At 36.3% G+C, this 25,537-nt stretch carries 23 protein-coding genes; 14 read left to right on the top strand and 9 right to left on the bottom strand.

All coding sequences use genetic code 11. The annotated features are described in order from the left end of the window. Window positions 1-143: 143 nt before the first annotated feature. Window positions 144-1,292, top strand: a complete 1,149-nt coding sequence (locus tag QRN68_RS19235; protein WP_285398509.1) for a DUF418 domain-containing protein — start codon at window positions 144-146, stop codon at window positions 1,290-1,292. A 78-nt stretch (window positions 1,293-1,370) separates the two neighbouring features. Here QRN68_RS19235 and QRN68_RS19230 read toward each other — a convergent pair whose 3' ends face one another. Continuing rightward, window positions 1,371-2,066 (bottom strand): helix-turn-helix transcriptional regulator, encoded by a 696-nt coding sequence (locus QRN68_RS19230; protein WP_285398508.1) that lies wholly within the window; start codon window positions 2,064-2,066, stop codon window positions 1,371-1,373. A gap of 303 nt (window positions 2,067-2,369) precedes the next feature. Between QRN68_RS19230 and QRN68_RS19225 the strand changes: the two genes are divergently transcribed. From QRN68_RS19225 to QRN68_RS19200, 6 genes are all read left to right on the top strand, one after another. Next, window positions 2,370-3,980, top strand: coding sequence for a flavin-containing monooxygenase (locus QRN68_RS19225; protein WP_285398507.1), 1,611 nt, complete (start codon window positions 2,370-2,372; stop codon window positions 3,978-3,980). A 43-nt stretch (window positions 3,981-4,023) separates the two neighbouring features. Further along, entirely contained in the window at window positions 4,024-4,749 is a 726-nt protein-coding gene (locus QRN68_RS19220) for an SDR family NAD(P)-dependent oxidoreductase (protein WP_285398506.1), read from the top strand. A 19-nt stretch (window positions 4,750-4,768) separates the two neighbouring features. After that, on the top strand, window positions 4,769-5,722 hold the full coding sequence (locus QRN68_RS19215) for an alpha/beta hydrolase (protein WP_285398505.1): 954 nt from the start codon (window positions 4,769-4,771) through the stop codon (window positions 5,720-5,722). 396 nt (window positions 5,723-6,118) lie between these two features. After that, the gene (locus tag QRN68_RS19210; protein ID WP_285398504.1) at window positions 6,119-6,280 is read left to right on the top strand and encodes a hypothetical protein; all 162 of its coding nucleotides are present in this window, start codon (window positions 6,119-6,121) and stop codon (window positions 6,278-6,280) included. A 12-nt stretch (window positions 6,281-6,292) separates the two neighbouring features. Beyond that, a complete protein-coding gene (locus QRN68_RS19205; RefSeq protein WP_285398503.1) occupies window positions 6,293-6,460 on the top strand; it encodes a hypothetical protein in 168 nt (55 codons plus the stop codon). Window positions 6,461-6,543: 83 nt separating this feature from the next. Next, window positions 6,544-6,969, top strand: a complete 426-nt coding sequence (locus QRN68_RS19200; protein ID WP_285398502.1) for a universal stress protein — start codon at window positions 6,544-6,546, stop codon at window positions 6,967-6,969. A 109-nt stretch (window positions 6,970-7,078) separates the two neighbouring features. Here the strand turns inward: QRN68_RS19200 and QRN68_RS19195 are convergent, their stop codons facing one another. The 8 genes from QRN68_RS19195 to QRN68_RS19160 form a co-directional block, all read right to left on the bottom strand. Continuing rightward, complete coding sequence (locus QRN68_RS19195) at window positions 7,079-7,936, bottom strand: DUF6612 family protein (protein ID WP_285398501.1); 858 nt, start codon at window positions 7,934-7,936, stop codon at window positions 7,079-7,081. A gap of 347 nt (window positions 7,937-8,283) precedes the next feature. Further along, on the bottom strand, window positions 8,284-8,445 hold the full coding sequence (locus tag QRN68_RS19190; protein ID WP_285398500.1) for a hypothetical protein: 162 nt from the start codon (window positions 8,443-8,445) through the stop codon (window positions 8,284-8,286). Window positions 8,446-9,088: 643 nt separating this feature from the next. Then, on the bottom strand, window positions 9,089-9,373 hold the full coding sequence (qoxD, locus tag QRN68_RS19185) for a cytochrome aa3 quinol oxidase subunit IV (protein WP_285398499.1): 285 nt from the start codon (window positions 9,371-9,373) through the stop codon (window positions 9,089-9,091). Further along, the gene (qoxC, locus tag QRN68_RS19180; protein ID WP_285398498.1) at window positions 9,373-9,972 is read right to left on the bottom strand and encodes a cytochrome aa3 quinol oxidase subunit III; all 600 of its coding nucleotides are present in this window, start codon (window positions 9,970-9,972) and stop codon (window positions 9,373-9,375) included. The genes qoxD and qoxC overlap by 1 nt, the downstream gene beginning before the upstream one ends. 1 nt (window position 9,973) lies before the next feature. Then, on the bottom strand, window positions 9,974-11,917 hold the full coding sequence (qoxB, locus tag QRN68_RS19175) for a cytochrome aa3 quinol oxidase subunit I (RefSeq protein ID WP_285398497.1): 1,944 nt from the start codon (window positions 11,915-11,917) through the stop codon (window positions 9,974-9,976). A 27-nt stretch (window positions 11,918-11,944) separates the two neighbouring features. Continuing rightward, window positions 11,945-12,919 (bottom strand): cytochrome aa3 quinol oxidase subunit II, encoded by a 975-nt coding sequence (gene qoxA, locus QRN68_RS19170; protein WP_285398496.1) that lies wholly within the window; start codon window positions 12,917-12,919, stop codon window positions 11,945-11,947. A gap of 834 nt (window positions 12,920-13,753) precedes the next feature. Then, window positions 13,754-14,596: a DUF2785 domain-containing protein gene (locus tag QRN68_RS19165; protein ID WP_285398495.1), complete on the bottom strand. Its 843-nt coding sequence runs from the start codon at window positions 14,594-14,596 to the stop codon at window positions 13,754-13,756. 374 nt (window positions 14,597-14,970) lie between these two features. Beyond that, complete coding sequence (locus tag QRN68_RS19160) at window positions 14,971-15,438, bottom strand: hypothetical protein (RefSeq protein WP_285398494.1); 468 nt, start codon at window positions 15,436-15,438, stop codon at window positions 14,971-14,973. Window positions 15,439-15,669: 231 nt separating this feature from the next. Between QRN68_RS19160 and QRN68_RS19155 the strand changes: the two genes are divergently transcribed. The 7 genes from QRN68_RS19155 to QRN68_RS19125 all read left to right on the top strand — a co-directional run bounded on the left by QRN68_RS19155 (window position 15,670) and on the right by QRN68_RS19125 (window position 25,406). After that, the gene (locus QRN68_RS19155; RefSeq protein WP_285398493.1) at window positions 15,670-16,659 is read left to right on the top strand and encodes a hypothetical protein; all 990 of its coding nucleotides are present in this window, start codon (window positions 15,670-15,672) and stop codon (window positions 16,657-16,659) included. Window positions 16,660-16,771: 112 nt separating this feature from the next. Continuing rightward, a complete protein-coding gene (gene tig, locus QRN68_RS19150) occupies window positions 16,772-18,061 on the top strand; it encodes a trigger factor (protein WP_285398492.1) in 1,290 nt (429 codons plus the stop codon). Window positions 18,062-18,858: 797 nt separating this feature from the next. Further along, window positions 18,859-20,130: an ATP-dependent protease ATP-binding subunit ClpX gene (gene clpX, locus QRN68_RS19145; RefSeq protein WP_285398491.1), complete on the top strand. Its 1,272-nt coding sequence runs from the start codon at window positions 18,859-18,861 to the stop codon at window positions 20,128-20,130. A gap of 231 nt (window positions 20,131-20,361) precedes the next feature. Then, window positions 20,362-22,686 (top strand): endopeptidase La, encoded by a 2,325-nt coding sequence (lon, locus tag QRN68_RS19140; RefSeq protein WP_285398490.1) that lies wholly within the window; start codon window positions 20,362-20,364, stop codon window positions 22,684-22,686. Between the two features lie 4 nt (window positions 22,687-22,690). After that, complete coding sequence (gene yihA / locus QRN68_RS19135; protein WP_285398489.1) at window positions 22,691-23,272, top strand: ribosome biogenesis GTP-binding protein YihA/YsxC; 582 nt, start codon at window positions 22,691-22,693, stop codon at window positions 23,270-23,272. Between the two features lie 119 nt (window positions 23,273-23,391). Then, complete coding sequence (locus QRN68_RS19130; RefSeq protein ID WP_285398488.1) at window positions 23,392-23,565, top strand: YjfB family protein; 174 nt, start codon at window positions 23,392-23,394, stop codon at window positions 23,563-23,565. 170 nt (window positions 23,566-23,735) lie between these two features. Beyond that, complete coding sequence (locus QRN68_RS19125; RefSeq protein WP_285398487.1) at window positions 23,736-25,406, top strand: hypothetical protein; 1,671 nt, start codon at window positions 23,736-23,738, stop codon at window positions 25,404-25,406. The last annotated feature ends 131 nt before the right edge of the window (window positions 25,407-25,537 follow it).

The raw sequence follows: 25,537 nt of genomic DNA, 5'->3' as shown, positions 1-25,537 counted from the left end.
GCTACAAAGCGCCCAGTCGGAACGGAAATCAACCACACGTTTTGGTGAAGAGCCAAATTTTAAGACCACCTTAAGATAACTATTAAATGGCGATAAGGTTATTTCGTTATCCTTTGATTAAATGAATGGAAAGGGGAAACATGGTGGGAGTGAAACGGGTTTCGTTTATTGATAGTCTACGTGGATTTAGTTTGCTAGGGATTTTGCTCGCTAATTTAGTAGTTTTTCAATATGGTATGCATGGAGCCTTAAAAAATTTATCGTCGCAAAGTGCAGGGGATTTTGTAAGGGTGTTTATCGGCGGATCTTTTATGCCTATTTTTACGCTGTTATTTGGATTTTCGTTTATAAAGTTAATTGAATCTGTTCGTGAAAAAGGGCTGAAAAGTCGGTGGGTTATACTTCGACGAAGCATGGGGCTTATTTTATTAGGCTGGCTGCACACTACTTTTATATGGGAAGGTGACATACTCCTATTTTACGGTATTATGATTTTGTTTTTGTTACGATTCATTAATCGAAAAGCAAAAACGATCATCATATGGGCTAGTATCTTCTTTGTATGCTCAGTTGCATTTATGATGAATATTAACTTGGATTTTACGGCAAATCAGCAGGAGATAGATGCGTATATTGAAAAAGCAAATAACGTTTATGCACATGGTAGTTATTTAGATGTCGTGAATCATCGTTTAAGTAGGCTGATGCCTGAACAGGAAGAATCAATTCTATTACTAGTAGCACCTTTATTCTATGTACCGTTGTTTTTACTTGGCATGGCTCTTGCGAAAATGCGAGCATTTGAAAATATGGAGCGGGAGCAAAAGTGGTATAGGTTAGGTATGATACTTGTACCGATTGGATTATTATGTAAATATTTGAGCTTAAAAGAAGGAGATTTATCGACTATGCTTCAGATGAGTGGGGCACAAGTTCTAGCGCTAGGTTATGTATGTGTGGCTGCTTTACTCTATAAGAAATGGAGTACGTCATCTTTTATTTATGCTCTTGAATGTGTTGGCAAGCTTTCTCTAACTAATTATTTAATGCAATCTATTATTTGTACAACTGTATTTTTTGGATACGGTTTTGGGCTGTACGGAAAATTAGGAATCCTGAATGGGATGTTATTTGGGTTAGTAATTTATTGTGCGCAATGCATAGGCAGTGTATTGTATTTAAAAAGATATAAACGTGGTCCATTTGAACATGCTCTAAGGATGTGGACGAATTGGTCCCTTGATGGTCGATTAAAGCGAAAAGAACAGAATACAAATTATATAATAGAGTGATTGAAAAGAAACTTTCTATAATAGATTTCAAGTTAATAACTTTACAAAGAAGGGGATGGGAGAATCCCCTTCTTTTATTTATAAAATAATGCCTTGCTGAAAAAGTAAACTAATAGCATGGGATCGGTTTTTAGCCTTTAGCTTTTTAATGGCTGACTTTACATATTGATTGATCGTTAATTCGCTTAGATCCATAATATTTGCAATTTCCTTCGTACTATCTCCGTTAGCAACCAGCATCATAACCTCTAACTCCCGTTTACTAAGGGAAATATCTTTACTTTTCCTATTGGATTGAATTAATAGATGTCCAACCATATGACCAAAGCTAGTTAAATCATCTAGAAACGTATCGTTTATTTCGATATCGTCTTTAAAGTGAGTGCTACAAATATAGCCAAAAACATATGGTCCGATAAATATAGGCACGATTAAAAGCTTGTTGTGTTTAGAGTCGACAACATATTTAATACTAATGTTTTTTAAATAATCCATGCCTGTACAATATTTTGCCTTTTTATCGATAATGGCAGAATAAATTATTGGAAAACTACGTATCTCCTCTCTAATTTCTCCGATATGAGCTCCTTCAGATTCATTTAAATAAATAATGCCTTCAGCAACAAATCCTATTGGAGAATATCTCAATAAATAAGCATCTTTAATAGGTAATGAGTTCAAATATACCTGCAAAATATGTATCAATAACTCTTCATGATTTGAAAAATTATCAATAGTGTCAAAATGTTTTTGAATGGTATAAAGACTTGGCATGATGTATCCCCTTTTTTAAGTATATACTACGCATAAAATGAGGAATTTTCAATATTTTCTGTAAACTGTAGTATTAATGCTAAGATATTCATTCTTTTCTTTGAGTATTGGATTTGTGGAACTGTGGAAGTAAGTTTCTATGACTGTTTATAAATTTACGATTCATCACCAAAAGTTGTAGATGAGATTTGTTAAGACGTATGCCATTTATCGGATGCTCCCAGGAAAGCGCCCAGTCGGAACGGAAATCGACTACACGTTATGGTGATGAGCCGAATTTATGAGGTGGGGGAGGAAGAGTGAGTGAAAAATCATTCAATCAAAGAGGTAGATGCTGTCGTACTTGGAGCAGGGTTTGCAGGACTTTATATGTTATACCAACTAAGGAGTAAGGGATTTTCTACAGTCGTTTATGAAGCAGGGGACGGAGTAGGGGGCGTATGGTATTGGAATCGTTATCCTGGTGCTAGATGTGACGTTGAAAGCATTTATTATAATTACACGTTTTCAAAAGAATTATATGAGGAATGGAATTGGACATCTAGATTCCCGGAGCAAGAGGAAATATTAAACTATTTAAACTATGTAGCAGATCGTTTTGAGTTGCGTAAGGATATTCAATTTAATATACGTGTAAATGCTGCTCACTTTGATGAGGAGCGTAGTAAGTGGCTAATATATTTAAATAATGGCAGTCAAGTGTATGCAAAGTATTTTATTACAGGAATAGGCTGCTTATCAGCTGCAAATATTCCAAACATGAAAGGATTAAATCAATTTAAAGGTAAGTGGTATCATACGGGGCATTGGCCACATAAAAAAGTTGATTTTACTGGAAAACGAGTAGGGATTATTGGGACAGGCTCGAGTGGAATTCAAGCAATTCCAGTATTGGCAAAAGAGGCAAAGCATTTAACAGTATTTCAGCGTACACCACAGTATACAATTCCTGCACGAAACCATTTTTATGATGAGGAATTTATTCGAAGTACAAAGGAAAATTTTGAAACATTAAAGCAAGCTATGAGGAATTCTGTAGCAGGTTCACCTCACCAACAAAATAATCGATCTGCTATGGAGGATAGTGAAAGTGAACGGCAGCTAGTTTTTGAGGATGCTTGGGCAGAAGGCGGATTTGCTTTTGCGATGTCTTATAATGATTTATTAACAAATGAACAATCGAATGAAAAGGCTGCAGATTTTATCCGCTCGAAAATCCGTGAAATTGTCAAAGATCCAAATGTAGCAGAGAGGCTAAGTCCAAAGTATATGTATGGTACGAAAAGACAAGTACTAGATACCGATTATTTTGAAACGTACAACAGAGACAATGTTTTATTAGTTGATATAAAGGAATCAGCAATAGAAGAAATAACAGAAACTGGTGTTAAAACAGTGGATGAACAATATGAATTAGATATTCTTATTTTCGCTACTGGTTATGATGGTATGACAGGTCCATTGTTTAAAATCGATATTAAAGGAAGAGACGGCATTGCATTAAAGGATAAATGGGAGAACGGTGCGTCGGTTAGAACGTATTTAGGCTTAACGACAGCAGGGTTCCCAAACTTGTTTATGATTACAGGTCCCGAAAGTCCATCGGTGCTTGTCAATATGCCAATTGCTATTGAACAGCACGTTGAATGGATCGCTAATTGTATAGAATATTTACGTGAGCACGACATAGATTTAATGGATACCAATGTGCAGGCAGAGGAAGAATGGAGCAAGCATTGTCGTGAAATTGCAAATACAACATTATATGTTAAAGGCGACTCTTGGTATACTGGTGCCAATATTGCTGGAAAGCATCGAAGTTTTTTAATTTATCTTGGTGGATTTGATTATTATACAAAACGTTGCAATGAGATTGCCCAAAACAATTTTGAAGGTTTTACGTTGCAAAAATAAAAAACAATGTCTTAATCAATGTACAAGGAAGGGAGAACTAGGGATGAAACAGCAGGTAGCAATTATTACGGGAGCTGGGAGCGGTATAGGAAGAGAAACTGCTAAACTTTTAGCGAAAAAGGATATGGCGATTGTTTTAGTAGACTTTGATGACAGCAATGGTCAAGAGACTTTAGAAGCTGTAAAAGAACATAATCAACATGCTATTTTTGTACATGCAGATGTGTCCAAAAGTCAGGATGTCAAGAAGTATGTAGCAGCAGCAAAGGAGAACTTTGGGAAGATTGATATTTTTATTAATAATGCTGGTATATTAAGCCCTCCATCTTTATTAGGAGATTTAGAAGAAGAGACATTTGATAAAGTTATAGCAGTTAATCTTAAAGGAGCATTTCTAGGCTTAAAATATGTATTAAAAGAAATGGAGCAACAAAAATCAGGAGTTATTGTGAACACTGCATCTGCAGCAGGCATTCAAGGTCAGCCATATTTAGGTGGCTATGCAGCGAGTAAACATGGTGTCATTGGACTAACAAAAACAGCAGCCATCGAATATGGTCCTAGTGGAATAAGAGTAAATGCTATATGCCCTGGTGGTGTTGTAACGAATATGACGAAGGGATTAGAGTCGAGTCCAGAGGAAAACGGACCTATGCGAAGACTCGCAACACCAGAAGAGATTGCAAATGTGATCGGTTTCTTAATTTCAACGAATGCTTCTTATGTAAATGGTGCAGTTATGACGATTGATGGTGGATTAACATCTTAATGATGAAAGGATGAAAAGGATGGAAAATCGTATTAACCCAGAATTAAGAGAAACGTTATCACTATTCCCGCCTTTAGATTTAGACAATGTAGAGGCTACTAGAGAGGGGATGGCTGCTACTGCTCAACCTGCTGCAATAGCTGACAATATTTCTGTTGAAAACAAAGTTATTCAAGGACCAGATGATAATGATTCACTGCGTTTAAGAATTTATAAACAGAAGGAAAAAAAAGGGGATTTACCAGCACTTTTATGGATTCATGGAGGGGGATATGTAATAGGTGCTCCAGAGGGCGATGATTTACTATGTCAACGTTTCGTGAATGAAGCAAATTGTATCGTTGTGTCAGTAGACTATCGACTCGCACCTGAGCATCCATATCCTGCACCACTCGAGGATTGCTACGCAGCTCTAAAATGGATAGCTGATCATGCAATTGATCTAGGCATTGATAGTGCCCGTATTGGCATAGCTGGAGCAAGTGCGGGAGGTGGGTTAACAGCAGCCTTAGCATTGCTAGCTCGTGATAGAAATTATCCTAAGCTTAGCTTTCAAATGCCACTTTATCCAATGATTGATGATCGCAATAATACGCCTTCTTCTTTGGAGATTACAGGACATATGATATGGAATCATGATTTAAATCAAAAGGGTTGGGAAATGTATTTAAATGGGGAGAATGGTAGTGATAATGTGTCACAATATGCTGCAGCTGCAAGAGCAGAAGACTTATCTGGTTTACCATTTACTTATACATGTGTTGGTCAATTAGATCCTTTCCGTGATGAAACATTACAATATGTAACAAGGCTATGTCAGGCTGGTGTTGATGTTGAATTTCATTTGTATCCGGGCTGTTATCATGCCTTTGAAAGCATCGTTCCAACAGCAGCAATTAGCCAAAGAGCAGCAACAGAATATGTTGAGGCCGCTAAATATGTTTTAAATCGTAATGTTTCTGTTCATTTATAGTCTAAAAATATAAAATCCGCTAGACAGGAATAGTCTGGCGGATTTTTAAGTTGTTTTAGTTGTTTTCTAAACATCCGCTGAAAAGAGGAACTTCACCTCCTTTGAAAACGCCTGAGTGACCAATATCGTGTTGGCCTAAAATCTCTGGTGGATGTCGTCTATCTTTTCCATTGGGTTTAGATACCTAGGGAGAGGGGATTGAATCTAAAGTTAAATTACTCTAAATAGGGAATATGTCTAAGAAGTTTAGACAACTACGAATGTTAAGCCAATAATTTATATCTTTTAGCCTTCATGCAATTGGTACGTTATAATCAAAAACAATAAATATAATTGTCAGAAAAAAATACCAACATTATAATAGTGATAATAGAATCTACTTTATGAGGTGAGTTAATGGAAAAAGCAGCTAGTTATGACTTTCTTAATTCATACCAAAAATTGCAGCAGGAACGACTCATCAATCGAAAAGAAGAGTATTTAGAGGTGCTGGAAAAAACAAAGGCTAAAGGTGAAATATTAGAGTTTGAAAGCATAATGGAAAAGGCGTCTAAGTGACGTCTTTTTCTTTTGGAGTTAAAAGAAAAAGGTGAAGAAAAGTTAAAGAAAAATATCATTCCGAAATTGCTAACAATGCTTCTGTTCGTAGGATGCTCTGAAGGTAGCGAAAAACGGCAAGGGATGGTTCTTCAGCTCTTTACATCGAGCAATGATAAGACTTGGGCTCTTTGGGAATAAATTATGACAATAACTGTATCGAATTCCATTTGTGATATAATGATAAAAAACATTCAATTATGTTGAGGACAAGGAGAACTACTATGCCAAAAAATAATTATAAAAAAATTGCTGTGGCAATTGATTTTTCAGAACAGTCATTAAATGCATTCGAACAAGCTACTGAATTAGCATTACAGTATGATGCAACTTTAATGTTAGTTAATGTCGTTGATACAAAGTCCTTTGGGTCAATTTCCGCTTATGATTTAAAATACGCTGAGGAATTAAAAAAAGAGAATATAAGTAAAATAGAAAATCTAAAAAAGACAGGGTTAGAAGCAGGGGTGAAAGAAATTGAAACTGTAGTAGAAACTGGTTCTCCGAAAGGGATTTTAACTCAACTACCTGATGTTAGCTTAATTGTATGTGGCGCAACAGGGTTAAATCAGTTTGAGAAGATGGTACTAGGTTCAGTTGCAGAGAGAATCGTTCGACATGCTAAATGCGATGTTCTAATTGTTCGTTAAAAAGGTGTTTTAAATTGAATTGGTATTCCAAATAAAAAGAAATCTGCGTGCAATTCCTATAGGAAGCACGCAGATTTCTTTTTTATAAACTTTGAAGATACTATGTTAATTATTGTGGTGTTGTTGCTGCCTTATCGATAATGTCTTGTGGGATGTCAATTGTTTTTAAGTTATTGAATTCAGTATAAGTCACAACTGATTTTGTTGACGTTGATATTTCCTGATCTTCAACTTTCATTTTTATATCAAAATTCATATCCATTTTTTCTGTATCGAAAGTTTCTTTATCGATTTGCAGAACGTAATTTAATTTATCGATTGTCATGTTATCAAGTGGATTTTCTTCAAGACCAAGGTCTTTCATTGACTTTTTCATTTCAGAATCGATAAGTTCTTTAAATTTATCACCTTTTGCTTCTAACGTTAAGATATATGCATCATCAGTTTGCTCAAATTTGAAATCACCGATAAACTTTTTAAGCTGCTCTAATTGTTCTTTAGCGTTTGCAGATGATGCCGTTTGCTCTAAAACTGCATCAAATTGTTCGCTTGGTAATTTAAACCAGCCGTCAGTTGTTGGATCCTTCATGAAAAAGCCTTGATCCTTCTTCATGTACATATCGATCGGCATATCCATAGTTTTGCCTTCAGTAGTCATATCAGGCATTGTCATTGATCCTGTTATGTGCGCAGCAAGTGGATCAGAGATTACATCCATCTCCATTTTTGAATCCATGGCAATCTCCATAGCTTGATCACCTGATCCAGCTTTTGTTTTTTGAGACATCTCCATTTTTGCACTCACGCTTTTAACGTCTGCTTGACGCTCTACCGCTTTGTCATAAACTTGCTCTAAAGTGAGATCACTTTTTTTAGTTGAGTCTTTCGTTGGGGTAGCGCTACTGTTACAAGCAGCTAGTGTTAGTGCTAGTGCTCCAACACTTAAAACTTTAAAAACTTTGTTCATTAATTTCATCTCCTATTCTTAGTAAAAAACAATATCTACTAGTATACATTACTATAAAAGGAAAAGTTTCATTATTTATAAAATAATGCTAATTCAATGTCGAAATAATAGTAAATTCCTAATTTATCCTTATGTTTATAAGTCTTCGTGCTTAGTTAAATAACAAGAAAAAGTAGTACATGAATAATGATTGATGTAAAAAAATTCTTTATTAGCTATAGTAAAATATTGCAAAGGTGGTATAAAAGTGGCTCTTCACCAAAACGTGTGGTTGATTTCCGTTCCGACTGGGCGCTTTGTAGCTGCCGCTTTGCTTTCGCTACAGAAAACATTTGTTGTTGCTGTCGCTACGCTTTCGCACAGATAAAACAATTGCTGACGCTTCGCTTTCGCGCAGATAAAACAGCCGCTTTGCTTTCGCTCAGAGCAGAGCTTCCTGGGGGCGTCCGATGAGCCGCTTCACTCGCGTTGCTCGCTCCAGGGTCTCGGACCAACACGATGTTGGTCACGAAGGCGTTATCACAGGATGTGATGCTCTTAGTCTTCGTTCCTCTATCGCTGATCCCCAAGGAGTCGCCCAGTCGTAACGAAGATCAACTAAAATACAGCGCATATATTTTAAAAAATGTCATCCACAACTTTTGGTGATGAGCCATAAAAGTCAGTAAGCTAACGCTAGTAATCAGTTTTTTTGCTAGAAGATTCAAATGATGTTGATGTTGTAGTAAAGGAGTATTTCAACTAGTATCTTATCCCTTGCTGCTGACAGTGATTTTATGCACTTAGCCTAAAATAAGTTTTGTAAATACTCTCTAAAAGCCGAGATTTTCAAGTTAAAAGGCTCATCATCACTATAATGTGTGGTTGATTTCCGTTCCGACTGGAGCTTCAGGGGGTGTCAGTTGAGCTAGTTGATAGATTACCTTACAACTTTTGGAAATTGATGTTTGACTTGAAATAGGTGAGCACAGGATCTAGTGTTGATTCAGTGTTCGAGGCATTAGAGTTATTCGTTGCTATTAGAGCATAAAATAATTAGGACTAACTGTACCTAATGTGAGTTATGCGAAAGGGCGTTCATAAACTGACGAAAAAAATTTTTTCCAAAAAGAAAAAGCCGAGAAAATGAAATCATTTTCTCGACTTTTTTTATCAGTTATAGCCCCAGATCATTGCGAATAATGTACCTAGGATTGTAACAACACCTACGAATACTGCATATAAAATCGTTATATATAACGCTTTCTTATCTTCAGATTCACCGATGTGCATGAATAATACTAATTGTACAGTTGCTTGTGCAATAGCAGTCACTAGTAAAATACCAAGTGCCATGTTAGCAGACATATCAAACTTAACAACAGCTAAAGCTACAACTGTTAGTAATAGTGAGAAGGCAAAGCCCATCACATGTTGTTTTGGGAATAATTCCTTCATCAGCTAATCAGTCCTTTCAAGTAGACGAAGCTGAAGATGAAAATCCAAACAACGTCTAGGAAGTGCCAGTACAGTGAGAAGATAAACGCTTTGTTAGCCGTTTGTGGGTTTAAACCACGTTTTGCTACTTGGATTAAAATTGCAACGCCCCAGAAGAAACCGAATGTTACGTGGGCACCGTGCGTACCAAGTAAAGTCATTAATGCTGATAAGAATGCGCTAGTTTGAATTGTAGCACCTTCCTGAACATAAGTGACAAACTCATCAATCTCAATACCTAAGAAGCCAAGACCTAATATAAGCGTGATGATGAAAAATGTCATCATCGCTTTTTTATTGCCAAGGCGCATTGCATGAACACCAAGGCCAATTGTGAAACTACTTGTTAATAATAAGAATGTTTCCCATAATACTGGTGTTAATTCAAAAATTTCAGCGCCATTCGGGCCACTACCTGTACGTGTATGAAGTGTGAAATACACTGTAAATAGTGTGGCGAATAACATGATTTCGGCACCAAGGAAAATCCAGAAACCAAAGATTTTCAGGCGATTTTCCTCTGTACTATATTCTAATGGAAGTGAAGAATCGATTTTCATTTTATTTATCACCTCTCAAGCTTTTTTCAGTTGCCATAACTTCTTCAACTGAAATGTAACGACCATGATCTTTTTCAAATGAACGATGTATCATAAAGCCAAATACACATAGCATACTAATGATGGCTGGAGTCCATAAACTAAATACAGCGAAAAATGCTGCAAGGAAGAAGAATCCACTCATCCAGAAAGGTGCGCCAGTGTTGTTAGGCATATGAATTTTTTCGATCTTACCTGCTGTAATATCGCGACCTTCTTTTTTAGCGAACCAGTATTCGTCTAAACGTGAAACAGTCGGAACTACTGCAAAGTTGTATTCAGGTACTGGAGAATGAGTAGCCCATTCTAACGTACGACCATCCCAAACATCTGCTTTTTCATTACGAGGCATATGTTTCCAGCTGTAGTAAATGTTGTATACGATTAACGCGAAGCCGACAGCAAGACCAATTGCTCCGATGAACGATACCATGCTCAATGGACCATATCCAGTTGAAGCAGAGTAAGTGTACATACGACGAGCGTAACCATCTAAACCTAAAATAAATAGAGGGAAGAAAGCTACGTTGAAGCTAATTGCGATAAACCAGAAAGCAATTTTCCCTAGTTTTTCGTTTAATCGGAAACCGAACATTTTTGGCCACCAGTAGTGGTAACCTGCAAGTACACCGAATACTGTACCTGGAATTAATACATAGTGGAAGTGGGCAACTAAGAACATCGTATTATGATATTGATAGTCCGCACTAGACATTGCTAGCATTACCCCTGTTACCCCACCAATTGTGAAGATTGGAATAAAACCAAGTGCATAAAGCATAGGGGTTGTAAATTGTATTTTACCGTGCCTCATTGTGAGCAGCCAGTTAAATATTTTAACCCCTGTCGGAACAGCGATCGCCATTGTTGTAATAGAGAAGAAGCTGTTTACCATAACGCCGTGACCCATTGTATAGAAGTGGTGGGCCCATACTAAGAATGATAGTAACGAAATAACAACCATACTCATAACCATTGATTTATAGCCGTATAAGTTTTTACGTGCAAATGTCGCAATGATTTCTGAGAAAATACCGAATGCAGGTAGGATAACGATATAAACCTCAGGATGTCCCCAAACCCAGAATAGGTTGGCCCAAAGCATGTCCATACCACCATTTTGCATTGCAAAGAATTGTGTACCGAATTGACGGTCAAACATCATTAATGCAAGCGCTACAGTTAATACTGGGAAAGCGAATACGATAATAACGTTTGTAATTAAAATTGACCAACTAAACATTGGCATTTTCATTAATGTCATACCAGGTGCACGCATTTTAATGATTGTCGTGATGAAGTTAACACCAGTCAGTAACGTACCAATCCCTGATAATTGTAAAGCTAAAGAATAGTAGTTGTTCCCAACAGTTGGACTAAATTCTGTCCCTGCTAGTGGGAAGTAGGCTGTCCAACCAGTATCTGGTGAACCACCAATGATAAATGATAGGTTTAGTAAACCGCAACCAGCAGCAAATAACCAGAAGCTGACTGCATTCAGACGTGGGAAGGCAACGTCACGTGCACCAATTTGTAGTGGGATAACAATGTTCATTAAACCAATTACGAATGGCATTGCCATGAATAAAATCATGATTATACCATGTGTTGTAAAAATCTCATTATAGTGTTGTGCATCAAGAAGTCCATTATCAGGAACTGCAGTTTGTGCACGCATTAACAATGCATCGATACCACCGCGGAATAGCATCAAAAGTGCTGTGGCGATATACATAATACCGATTTTTTTATGGTCAACAGTTGATAGCCAGTTTTTGTAGAAGTAGCCCCATTTTTTGAAATAAGTAAGGCCAACTGCGATAACCACTGCTCCAACTATGATACTAATAGCTGCCCCCATAATCATCGGTTCTTTCAGTGGATGGAAAATTTCTTCCATGCTCATTGGATGCGCTCCTTTCATGTTTAAAAATTAATGTGAATTTGTTTCTTCAGACTTTTCTTGTGAATGATCCTCATGATTCATTTTAGAGTGATCCTCTTGGTTCATTTTAGAATGATCCATTTCATCTTTAGACATGTCCATGTCACTATGATCCATGTCATCCATTTTCATGTCACCGTGTTCCATAGGAGCAGGTCTAAATTCTAAATGTGTAGATGAATAGCTTGAACGACCAACATGTTCAGCAGCTAATAGCTCATCAAATTTTTCTTCTGTTAATGGTTTTTCGTTTGCCTTTACATCGGCAACCCATTTATCGAAGTCTTCTTGTGTCATCGTTTGCGCTTCAAATTCCATTTCAGCAAAACCACGACCGCTGAAGTTAGAGTTACGACCCATGAATGAGCCAACGTCATCTGCTGCAAGGTGAATAGTGTTTACCATGTCACTCATCGCATATTTTTGACCAGCTAACTGAGGAATCCAAAAACTTGTGATTGGTCCGAATGAGTAAAGTTTGAACTCAATTGGACGGTCGGTAGGCATATTAACATAGTTCACAGTTTCGATCCCTTGCTCTGGATAGCTAAAGTGCCATTTCCAGTTAGAGGATGATGCATAAATCACAAGTGGTTCTTTATTGTCATAACCTTCAGGTTGAGACTCAACTGTACTTGTTGTTTTTACTGTAACAACTGCTAAGAATGCTACGATGATAATTGGAATAACTGTCCATATTATTTCAAGTAGATGACTACCCTCTTCGTGAGGAGGCTCATAATCGGCAGGTGTTTTTGAAGCACGGTATTTAGTTAGCATAACTACTAAAAGCACGTACACGACTAGTAATATAAAGGCCATTGTAATAATGGATAAAATAATTGTGTCTGATAATGTTTTGGCATTCGGACCCTTTGTATCAAAGACTGTTAGCGGCTCACAGCCAGTAAGAATTGCTAACACACCAAATGCTAAAAACATTAAGCTTAACTTTTTCTTCATGTTTGTCTCCTTTCTATAAAACGGCTATTCATAAATTGCATGTGTTTGAGTATAGATTCGAATTTATAAATAGTGGGTAAATAAGGTCACCTCTTTTAAGTGTCGTACCAATCAAATAATAAGAAATGCTTACAATGGTATGGTTCAATATGAAACATTGAATCTAGTATTTGATTGGTCTAGTGCAAGCGTTCGCAAAGTTATTAATCTGTGTAATCGATTTGTAGACAATGTGTCATAAATCGACAGAACAAATGTCGTTGTTTGCAACAGTGATTATACGCCTCGTTTGAAAGAAAAAAAATTATTTTGTTATTGAATTAATAGCAAACAGGGGATGAATATGAACATTTTTTGAACAAAAAACGTTATTTCAATATTGGTATTATTATGTTTTATAAAATAAACACTGTTAAAACGTTGAAAATACTGAGTTTATCATCTTTAACTAAGTAAACAGTTTTTTTTGTGAAAATATCATTTCACATTTTAGACGTCAATTTGTAATAAAATCGGCGTCAGTTTAAGGTATTGAATACTTTTTTGTTGCGTTTTTTTAAAAAAAAGAGTAGATGAAAAGCAATAAAAAGCGATAAAAAGGATATATCAGGATGAATTCTCAATGTTAGGAACGAATGGGAAGGATGATTATGGAAACTGATATTAATTATGTTAATATAATTACGCAATTCCATAAGTTGGATTAATTATGTTTTTTCTGAAAAGTAAAAAAGTGTCTCGAAGTAAAAATAGCAAACTAAGAATATTCCTAGTTTGCTGAATTTAGGTTGTGAGGACGAAAATAGAAGTTCTAAGAAGAGAGAATACGAATTTTTACGCTCCGAGCTTTAGCCATTTTGCTACTTGTCCATAGATGGTATTTTGAAGTTTTGGGGCTAGGTTATTCATTTTTAAGGCGAAATACAATGTTTTCATTAAATTTAGTGTGCTTGTACGTCCACTAAAAAATGATTCGTTATAGCCTTGTGTCATTAAATGAATTTCAAATTTATCAAATACTTGCTCGATAAATTCTATTAATGCTTCCTCGGAGTAGTCACAAGCCAATAACGCTTCAACTATATTAACTAAGCGTTCCTCTTCGTCGTTGACAAAGACAGTACCTTTCCAAGAAACAAGTTTCAATGCATGCAAAATTGAAGGTGCATGCTGTAAATCAAACTTAGGGTGTTTAATCGTCATAGCTGCTAAATCGGCACCATGTGCAATACTATGCGCCCAACCCTTGTCTTGAACAAGACCTCTTGTATCTTTTTCCAATAATAAATAACGACCAATCTTTTGAAAGAAAATTTGTAGGCGCTCATCATTTAAGATTAGTAGTTCGGCATCCTTTGCAAGAAGATTTGCTACAAGTAAAGCTGAAAATGAACGTTTAAAGACATGATCTGTCATTTCTTCACCTATGTTTCCGTATAAAAAATCGTCACCTGTTGCTGTATCAAATAAATATTGAAGCTGTTGGTTGCTTAGTAAATTGTCACTGAGTAAATCAATAAAAGTGCGATAAATTAATTGGTCTCGTAATTCTGCATCTGGTGAACCGATGTGCGTTAACATTTCTTGTAACAACCAATCGCCATCTTGTAACAAAAATTGTTGGCGCGCTGAGTGTGTCATAGTTGAAAATGATTGTAAAGCATTTTTGATATTCATATGTAATTCCTCCGAAGTTAAGTTAATTCTCTATAAGAGTATTTTTTTCTGTTCCTTATAGATCACTTGTCATTGTAATTACTTTTATAACAACAATGAGCAGGCATAGTAGAAATGCTTATATGGAGCTAGGTCTTTTTATTATAGCGCTTCAACGGTAAATGTGTTGATTTGCAAAGTTTTCTAGTGATATAGGAGTATATTCAGAATGGGAATTCCAGAATCAAGAGAAAGTTGATATGATAGACAAGCAACAAAAATGGATAGACTGATTAAGGAAACCATCTCTGGGTTCATTTCACACCGTATGTGGTGTGAGTCTTCAGCTGAATGAAGATAAAAAGACATACCTATATAAGTATGTCTCGTCCTAGTTATAATATAACGGCTGACTTTATACCGAGCGGCCATTCAGTAAAGGTATTTTGATTGGTTTTTATTTCTACAATAATATTTGCATTTTTTATGACATCGATTAGCCATTCACTATAATGAAGACTCGGCTGGGAGTGTTGTAAGATGCGTTGCATATCTTTTTTGTCGATACTTAGAAGCTTGTAGTTGCATTCAATGTGTACACTTTGGGGAATAATAATAAGTGACTCATGTTGGTGTCCGATGGAAATGGAACCAGGGATGTAACCTTGGATACTTATAATATGTGTAATCGCTTCTTGTGTGTACAAATCAATCTTGGTGCGTGTGAGTATTTCAAATTCAATTGGATAATCCTTTTGATGGGGACCGTCCGCAGTGGAAAATGAAATAACTTTAATTGATAGTGCCTCAAACGTAGGAGAGATGCGACTATCGAATTCACTGACTGTATCCATTAATTGCATATATTCCACTCCTTGTGAAGAAATTGTTCTTATAATAAGGGATGAGTAATAAATGATAGATATTATTAATTATAATACAATTGATTACAAAACGTGGGATATAATGGCTCATCACCAAGAGTAGGGAATGACAACGTATGCCATGTATATAAGTGGAGTGGAGTTGGACACCTATTAGGAAGCATTTTGATTGATCTAATAAAATGAAATAGTGGTAAAGAGGTGAGGGGAATGACAAAACGAAAAAGGCATGTTATAAAACATGACAATATTGTTGTTTTTCCTGGTGCTGTTCAGACATTAATACGTGAAGGACATATGTATGCGGAAAATTATCAATATGAAGAGGCTGTGGCAAGCTTTGAAAAAGCATTTTTATATGAAGATGGAGATGAATTAGCTTTAAGTGCCTATGCTTTCGCTTTATATGAATTAAAGGCATACGATAAAGTCAAAAATGTTTGTGAGCAATTGCTTGCCATGGGAACGACATTGTATGTGGAAGTAATGGAACTGTATGTTACTGTATGTATGCAGCTAAAGGAATTTCATCAAGTAGAGTCGATTATTACGGCATTGATTGAAGAAAATGCACTTCCGTTAGAAAAGCTTGAGAAATTTGAGCGTTTGAGAAGCTTGAATCAAGAAGTAGCTAAGAATCTCCAAAAAAAAGAGGATGCACAGCGATTGTTAGAAGAGCAAGAATACGAACTGTCGAAGTTTAGTGCATTAACACCAAACGAACAATCTATTCGATTGCATCGCTTAATGGATACGAATGTACGACAATTAAAAACAGATTTGAAAGCTATTATTGAAAGTCCAACGATCCATCCATTTATCCAGAGCTTAGCGCTAATACTATTAGTGGAACAAGAAGTATCAATTGAGATTACTGTTTCAAAATTTAACGAAAAAATGATTATTAATCCTATCAATTTAGTACTACCAAATCAGTTGCCTCAGTATGGGGAAGTGAAAAAAATAATTGAAAATAAATTAGAGCAAGACCCATCGACGTTGGAAATGGTACAATATTTAATGGCAAAGCATGCCATTGTGACATATCCGTTTGAATGGCACCCGTTCGAAGCCGATGATATTGCCTATAGTTATATTGACTTTGTACAATCAATGCTCGGGAAAGTGCAGGAAATGGACTATGAAATCATTGACTTTTTACAAATGTTAGAAAAATTAACGGAACTACATGAAGTATGAAATAAGTTGAAACTATACGCATCTATGTTATACTAAAATGGTTGTCAAAATCGTAGTTACGAATGAATTGTCTAACATTTAAACTTGATTATTTATTTGGAGGTATTTATACATGTCAGCAAAATGGGAAAAACAAGAAGGTAATATCGGTACTCTTACAATTGAAGTACCAGCTGCAGAAGTAGACGCAGCAATGGAACAAGCATTCAAAAAAGTTGTAAAACAAATTAACGTACCAGGTTTCCGTAAAGGTAAAATGCCTCGTAAAATGTTTGAGCAACGCTTTGGTATCGAATCTTTATACCAAGACGCTTTAGAAATCATCGTTCCTGATTCTTATGCGAAAGCTATCGATGAAGCTGGAATTATGCCAGTTGATTACCCAGAAATTTCTGGTACTGAAAACTTCGAACATGGTAAAGATTTCACATTTACTGCTCAAGTAACTGTGAAACCAGAGCCAAAACTTGGTGAGTATAAAGGTTTAGAAGTTACGAAACTTCCAGTAGAAGTTACTGATGAAGAAGTAGAAGCACAAATTCAAGACCAATTAGCTCGTAAAGCTGAGCTTGAAATTAAAGAAGACGAAGCAATCGTAGAAGGCGATACAGCAGTGATCGACTTTGAAGGTTTCGTAGGCGAAGAAGCATTTGAAGGTGGTAAAGGTGAAGACTATCCACTAGAAATCGGTTCAGGTTCATTCATTCCTGGCTTTGAAGAGCAACTTGTAGGTATTAAAACTGGCGAATCAAAAGACGTAGTTGTTACTTTCCCAGAAGAATACCATGCAACAGAATTAGCTGGTAAAGAAGCTACTTTCAAAGTAACTGTAAAAGAAGTTAAAACAAAAGTTCTTCCAGAATTAAACGACGAGTTCGCTAAAGAATTAGACCCAGAAGTTGAAGGCGTTGAAGCTTTACGCGCTAAAATTAAAGAGCAAACTGCTACACAAAAACAAGCAGAATCAGATGCAACTCTTCGTGATGAGTTAGTAGAAAAAGCTGCTAAAAATGCAGAATTCGAAGTACCAGCTGGTATGATTAACTCTGAAACTGATCGTATGTTACAAGAATTTGGTCAACGTTTACAAATGCAAGGTATGAACTTAGACCTTTACTATCAATTCTCAGGTCAATCAGAAGAAGATTTACGCGGACAAATGAAAGACGAAGCAGAAAGCCGTGTACGTGTATCTTTAACACTTGAAGCAATTGCTGAAGCTGAAAAAATTGAAGCAACTGAAGCTGATATCGATGCTGAATTAGAAAAAATGACTGCTCAATTCAACATGACTAAAGAGCAAATTACAGGAGCTTTAGGCGGTACAGCGGTTCTTGAAAATGACATTAAAATTCAAAAAACAGTTGAATTTTTAGTAGAAAACGCTAAAATTACTGAATAAGATTTTTTTGTAACTGGATAGATAAATGAAAACAAGGTACGGCATTAAACCGTGCCTTGTTTTATCACATATATTTTTCTTTAGGTTAAGCTAGATTCCCCTTTAGGTTTAGTTCGACATTAGTTAATTATTATTGATGTTACGACTACTTTCACCGCAAAAAGCATTCTCTCAAAGGAAGTACTTTTTTGAAGAAGGAATTAGTAGAGCCTTTACAATTCTCTTATACATAGTATTGTTTGACTTTTCACACGATGCTAAATTTAACTTTTTCAGCGGGTGTCCAAACATCAGTTGAAAGCATTCAGCAGAGCAGAGCTTAGTTTTTTATCTTCATTCAGTGGATGTCCAAACATCCACTGAATGAAGATAAAAAATGTCTGATCTCTTCCAAACGAGAAACAATGCTCTGAAGTTTTAAACTATATAGCAAATACATCCTCTTGCTGAATGAAGTAAGCCTCTGGCGAATGTAAAAGATTTTAAAGAAATGCAAGTTACTCATTAGAGTATCTGTCGCTTGTACTTAAGAGCTTGACGTAAGCTCTCTGATTGCTACGAGTTTCTGAAGAACGAGTGAGTTACACATGCATAGAAATAAAAGGTATAATTGTAAATTCGTCGAGTTAAATAATTGTAGCTTTGCGGTAAATATTAGTGTTTCCGCACTATGCATGTCGTAAATATATTTTAAAATCTCGAACCATAAACGCTGTGGTGTAAATGGGTGCAGACAATTTATTTGATAAAGATTCAATAATCTTGTAAGATTGTTGCTTGAATAGGGGTGAAACATATTGTTCAAATTTAATGATGAAAAAGGAAATTTAAAATGCTCATTCTGTGGAAAGCCACAAGAACAGGTGCGTAAATTAGTTGCAGGTCCTGGTGTTTATATTTGTGATGAATGTATCGAGCTTTGTTCAGAAATCGTTGTAGAAGAGCTGGGCGTTGAAGAGGAAATTGAATTTCAAGATATTCCAAAACCGAAAGAAATCTTAGCGATTTTAAATGAGTATGTAATTGGACAAGAACGTGCTAAAAAAGCTTTAGCAGTTGCGGTTTACAATCACTACAAACGCATTAATACAAATAGTAAAATTGATGATGTAGAATTAGCAAAATCGAACATTGTGTTAATCGGCCCAACTGGTAGCGGTAAAACTTTATTAGCTCAAACATTGGCGCGTATACTAAACGTTCCTTTTGCTATTGCGGATGCTACTTCTCTAACGGAAGCGGGCTATGTAGGTGAGGACGTTGAAAATATTTTATTAAAATTAATTCAATCGGCAGATTACGATATTGAGCGTGCTGAAAAAGGAATCATCTATATTGATGAAATCGATAAAGTTGCACGTAAATCTGAAAATCCATCTATTACGCGTGATGTTTCTGGTGAAGGTGTACAACAAGCCCTTCTTAAAATTTTAGAAGGAACAGTTGCGAGTGTCCCACCACAAGGCGGACGTAAGCATCCTCACCAAGAATTTTTACAAATCGATACTACAAACATCTTATTCATTGTTGGTGGCGCGTTTGATGGAATAGAATCCATTATTAAACGCCGTCAGGGTGAAAAAGTAATTGGCTTTGGTTCAGATCCAAGCAAAATCGATGCGGATGAAGGCTCAATTATGGCAAAGTTGATTCCAGAGGATTTGTTGAAATTTGGTTTAATACCAGAATTCATTGGTCGATTACCAGTACTTGCGAGTCTAGAGCAATTAAACGAGGCTGCGCTTATACAAATTTTAACGGAGCCTAAAAATGCACTTGCCAAGCAATATCAAAAAATGCTTGAACTCGATGGTGTTGAGCTTGAGTTTGATGAAGGTGCCCTTGCTGAAATTGCAAAAGAAGCAATTGAACGTAAAACAGGTGCACGCGGTCTTCGTTCAATTATTGAGTCAACAATGCTTGATGTAATGTACGAATTACCTTCACGTGAAGACGTGAAAAAATGTATCATTACTGCAAAAACAATTACGGATAAAGAAAAACCGAAATTGCTTCTTGAAGATGGCACTGAACTCGATGAAGGTAGCGACACTAAAACTTCAGCATAACGAACAGGCGTTGCTGTCTATTGTTATGAGATAAAGAGTAATTTAGCTGACTTCGATTGTGCAATATTCGCACATATCGACAGTCAGCTTTTTATTCATTCGTACATAAAGCTGACTGTAATTAGATGAAATTTTTGGCTCGCTTGATAAACTAGTGTGAATCGGCTTTTTAGACACATACTAGTAACGCGGGATGTGAACAAGAAAATTTTGACGGAGGTGAATACCCGCATGGTGACAATACAAAAAACAACAAATGTACCATTATTGCCTTTACGTGGACTTTTAGTATACCCGTCGATGGTGTTACATATTGATGTGGGTAGAAATCGTTCTGTAGCAGCGCTAGAACAAGCAATGTTAGAGGACCAATTGATAGTATTGGTAACACAAAAAGAGATGCATGATGAACAGCCTGAAGAGCAAGATTTATATACAATTGGTACGATTGCATATGTCAAACAGATGCTAAAATTACCGAATGGAACACTGCGTATTTTAGTGGAAGGTGTAGCACGTGCTACATGGAGTAACTATCAAGCGTTGGAAAAATATACGGTTGTTGACATCGATGTTAAAGAGGAAACGATCGATAAGGATGTTGAAACACAGGCTTTAATGCGTACGTTGTTAACGTATTTCGAAAAATACGCGAAAGCCTCCAATAAGATAACAACTGAAACCATTAGTACTGTTGCAGATATTGAAGAGCCAGGACGTTTAGCAGACATCATTGCATCACATTTGCCATTTAAGATTGCTGATAAACAAGAAGTATTGGAGATGCTCAATGCCAAGAAACGTTTAGATCATTTAATTATTCGTTTGCATGATGAGCAAGAAGTGCTTGATCTTGAGAAGAAAATTAATTCAAAAGTTAAGCAATCTATGGAACGTACGCAAAAAGAATATTATTTACGTGAACAAATGAAAGCTATTCAAACCGAGCTAGGAGATCGTGAAGGAAAAACTGGTGAAGTAGCTGAATTACGTAAGCGTATTGATGAAATAGGAATGCCTGAATCAACGAAGGAAGCAGTGCTTAAAGAGTTAGATCGCTATGAAAAGTTACCAGCAGCTAGTGCAGAAAGTGGCGTAATCCGAAATTACATTGATTGGATTGTATCACTACCATGGACAAATGCGACTGAGGATCGCATGAATATCGAACATGCAGAGAATATTTTAAATCGTGATCATGACGGATTAGAAAAAGTAAAAGAACGAATATTAGAATATTTAGCTGTACGTCAGTTGAAACAATCGTTACGTGGTCCAATATTATGTTTAGCTGGCCCTCCTGGTGTCGGTAAAACGTCATTAGCTCGATCTATTGCAGAAAGCTTGGATCGCAATTTTTACCGTCTTTCATTAGGTGGGGTACGTGACGAATCAGAAATTCGAGGTCATCGTCGTACGTATGTTGGGGCTATGCCGGGCCGTATTATCCAAGGTATGAAAAAGGCAGGGACGATTAATCCTGTGTTTTTACTAGACGAAATTGATAAAATGTCTAATGATTTCAGGGGTGATCCTGCAGCAGCAATGCTTGAAGTTTTAGATCCAGCCCAAAACAATACATTTAGTGATCATTACATCGAAGAACCTTATGATTTATCAAATGTATTATTTATTGCAACTGCCAATGATTTAAGTTCAATCCCAGGGCCGTTACTAGATCGTATGGAAGTAATTTCAATTGCCGGCTATACAGAAATTGAAAAGGTGCAAATTACGAAAAATCATTTAATACCAAAACAATTAAAAGAGCATGGCTTGAAAAAAACGCAGGTTATCATTAAAGATGAAGCGGTAGTAGATATTATTCGTTATTATACACGTGAAGCAGGTGTCCGAGGACTAGAGCGTCAAATCGCAACTCTATGTCGTAAAATCGCTAAGATTATCGTTTCTGGTGAGAAAAAACGAGTAACCGTTAACTCAAAGTTATTAGAAGAGTTAATTGGCAAACATCGCTTCCGTTATGGACAAGCAGAGAAGGAAAATCAAGTCGGGGTAGCTACTGGGCTTGCTTATACAACTGTGGGTGGTGATACATTACAAATTGAGGTATCATTAACACCTGGTAAAGGAAAATTGCAGCTAACTGGGAAACTAGGCGATGTCATGAAGGAATCTGCTCAAACGGCTTTATCGTATGTTCGTACAAAGATGGAAGAGCTAAAAGTGGATGCAGAATATTTTGAAACACATGATATTCATATTCACGTTCCTGAAGGAGCTGTACCAAAAGATGGACCTTCTGCAGGTATTACAATGGCAACCGCAATTGTTTCCGCAATTTTACTTCGTCCAATACGTCGTGAGGTTGGCATGACGGGTGAGATTACATTACGCGGGCGTGTGTTGCCGATTGGTGGCTTAAAGGAAAAAACACTCAGTGCACATCGAGCAGGCTTAACGACAATTATTTGTCCAAAAGATAATGAGCGAGATATTGAGGATATTCCTGAAAGTGTACGCGAACAACTAACATTTAAACTAGTGTCATCGGCTGACGAAGTATTAGCCTATGCACTGGACGGAGGTTTTTAAGAAAATGAAAGTCCATAATGTCGAAATGGTCATAAGTGCTGTAAGACCGGACCAATATCCAGAAGATGGACTGCCAGAATTTGCACTAGCCGGTCGTTCAAATGTAGGGAAATCTTCCTTCATTAACCGAATGATCGGTCGTAAAGCTTTAGCACGTATTTCTTCTAAGCCCGGAAAAACACAAACACTGAATTTTTACAAAATCGAGGAGCAATTGTTTTTCGTAGATGTTCCGGGCTATGGTTATGCAAAGGTTTCAAAGACTGAGCGTGAAGCATGGGGGAAAATGATTGAGCGCTATCTCACAGGGCGTAATGAATTAAAGGCAGTCGTACAAATTATTGATTTGCGTCATCCCCCTACAGATGATGATTGCATGATGTATGATTTTTTAAAGCATTACAATATTCCTTGTATTGTCATTGCAACAAAGGCAGATAAAATTCCAAAAGGTAAATGGGATAAGCATAAAAAAATCGTGAAAGAAACGTTGGATATGGCGAAAACTGATCCAATTATTGTTTTTTCTTCAGAAAAAGGAATTGGCTTTGAAGAAGCTTGGCGTACGATCGAAAATAAAATGTAATAAAAGAACATCTATTGCGTCTAATATTTAGGACAGTAGATGTTTTTTTGTTTAAAAATGGAGAAAATCGCTTGATGATTGAAACATTTGACCGATAAATCAGATAGGAGGTGGACTATATGGATATCGCGGCTTTATCAATTGCAATGAACCAAACGACTTTAATGCAAAATGTATCGCTAGCTGTAACAAAGCAAGCTATGGATATGCAACAACAAAATTCAGAACAGTTAGTTGAAATGTTAGATGCTCCACATCCGACATCCGGACATACAATTGACATTCAAGTGTAATGGGGGGAAAAGGTAGCTTGAATTTAGAAGCTACCTCTATCTTTATGTCTAATGGTAGCTGTTATAAAGAAAGTACAATGCGCTAAATTGTAACTTTTTGACTAGGAAAAACTACCAATAGTACGATATACTATTTATAAATAACCAAATTTTAAAGGAGGCGGGATTTGTTGAAGAAGGTTTCATACATACTACTGATTTTATTTCTAACGGTTCTCGGATTTTCATCAAGTCAAACAGCTAATGCTGCGCAAATGGTGACTGGGACTTTTGTTGATGTAACATTTTCAGAATATGCAAATTCTAACGGAGTAGTAGAAAAAAAGCTTAGTAAAATTACTTTGCAAAATGATAGCGGTCAGACAATAACATACAATATAAATGATAATGCCCGCTTGTATATTAATAATACAGTAACAACAATTGAAGGCTTTAAGATGGGGATGAAAGTAGAAGCGGATATTTCCCTTCGAAGTGTTGTTGAGCTTCGAGGTACTTCCAATATTACAACAGAAAAAGAAACAGAAAAAGAAACTACACCAGTTGGACAAAATGCTAAAAAAATTGCTGGAGTAGTGACAAGTATTGATCCAAATGGGTTATTCATTACGATGAAGCCAGATATTGGGGGGGAAACAACCTACTATATAAATAAAGATACAAGCTATCAAAAGAACTCTTCGGCTGTAGATATTAGTGCACTGTACGTAGGGGATCGTGTAAAGCTTAATCTTAAAAATCAAAACACATCTATTGTCACAAAAATAGAAATTAGTGAGACAGGTACATTAGTTGAAAACCTTTATAAAGGTGAAATACAAGCAGTTAATGCCAATACAAATAAGTTAACTGTCAAAAATCAAAATGCATTTGTAAATTGGCAATTTGGCTCAAGCACATCAACAGCTTTATCAACGATGGATTTTTCATCAAAGGTACCTATTTATGTTGGAAATACAAAGATTGAAAAAGGTCAGCTGAAAAATTACATTGGTAGTGAAGCATACTATGCGACCGTTAAACAATTCGGTAAAGAAGTCATTGAGAAGATCGTTGTTTTGAAAAATAACGAGCGAACGTATTATGAGCCTATGCTTTCTGTCGATACAGACTATCAATTATTAAAACTTAAATCGGCAGGTACATTGTACTTCCACGATGGAACGATATTAATTCGAAATGGTCGTTTAATCGAGCCTACTGGATTGATGGCTTATGGTACGGCATTTGTTGTTTCAGATGGTGCTGCACGCGATCATTATGCACAAGTTGTACAAGTGACAAGTGATAGCTTTATGTCACCAAACTTAGCAGGTCATGAATTATATTATGGACGTTTATCACAAGCGGACGGCTATTTAATTGAAATTGATGACGCAATGAAGATTGAGTCAAATGTTTTCAAGAAAACAGATCGTACTGTACTATCAGTTAGTAATTCAACGAAGGCAATAGTCGATGATGGCAACAAAATATATAGTGTAGTTCCTGATATTGAGCTTCATTTATCTGAAGGTGAATATGGTTATTTCTATGTGAAAGATGGACATGTACAGGCTCTTCATATTCTTAATAAAGCTAAGCCTGTTGCACCATTGATGTTAACTGGTAAACTACAGTCAGTAAAATCGACTTATCCAGCTACGATTAATGTAAAGAGCGTTAGTCAATGGCAAAATGGCCGTTGGTATGAAGCTGGGGAAATGATGGATATGAACATTAACCAAGCTACGATTATTAAAGCTGGTAAAGTAATTCAGCCATCTGATTTAAAACCATCTGATCGTTTAGTAGTATTATCGGATCGTTTTGTCAAAGCTCATTTTATATTAGTTGATTAAAAAAATAGAATCTGCAAATCTTCTGCAAATAGTATGCTCAATTTTAGCTACGTAAAATGCTTGAGCGTACTTGCAGAAGACGAGCAGATTTTAAACTTGATTTGAATAACATATTTGACAACTTTGTATAT

It is taken from the genome of Lysinibacillus sp. fls2-241-R2A-57 (assembly GCF_030209535.1).
Taxonomy (GTDB): Bacteria; Bacillota; Bacilli; order Bacillales_A; family Planococcaceae; genus Lysinibacillus.
Note: the sequence above shows the minus strand (reverse complement) of the source record. Positions and strands in the feature narration are given on the sequence as shown.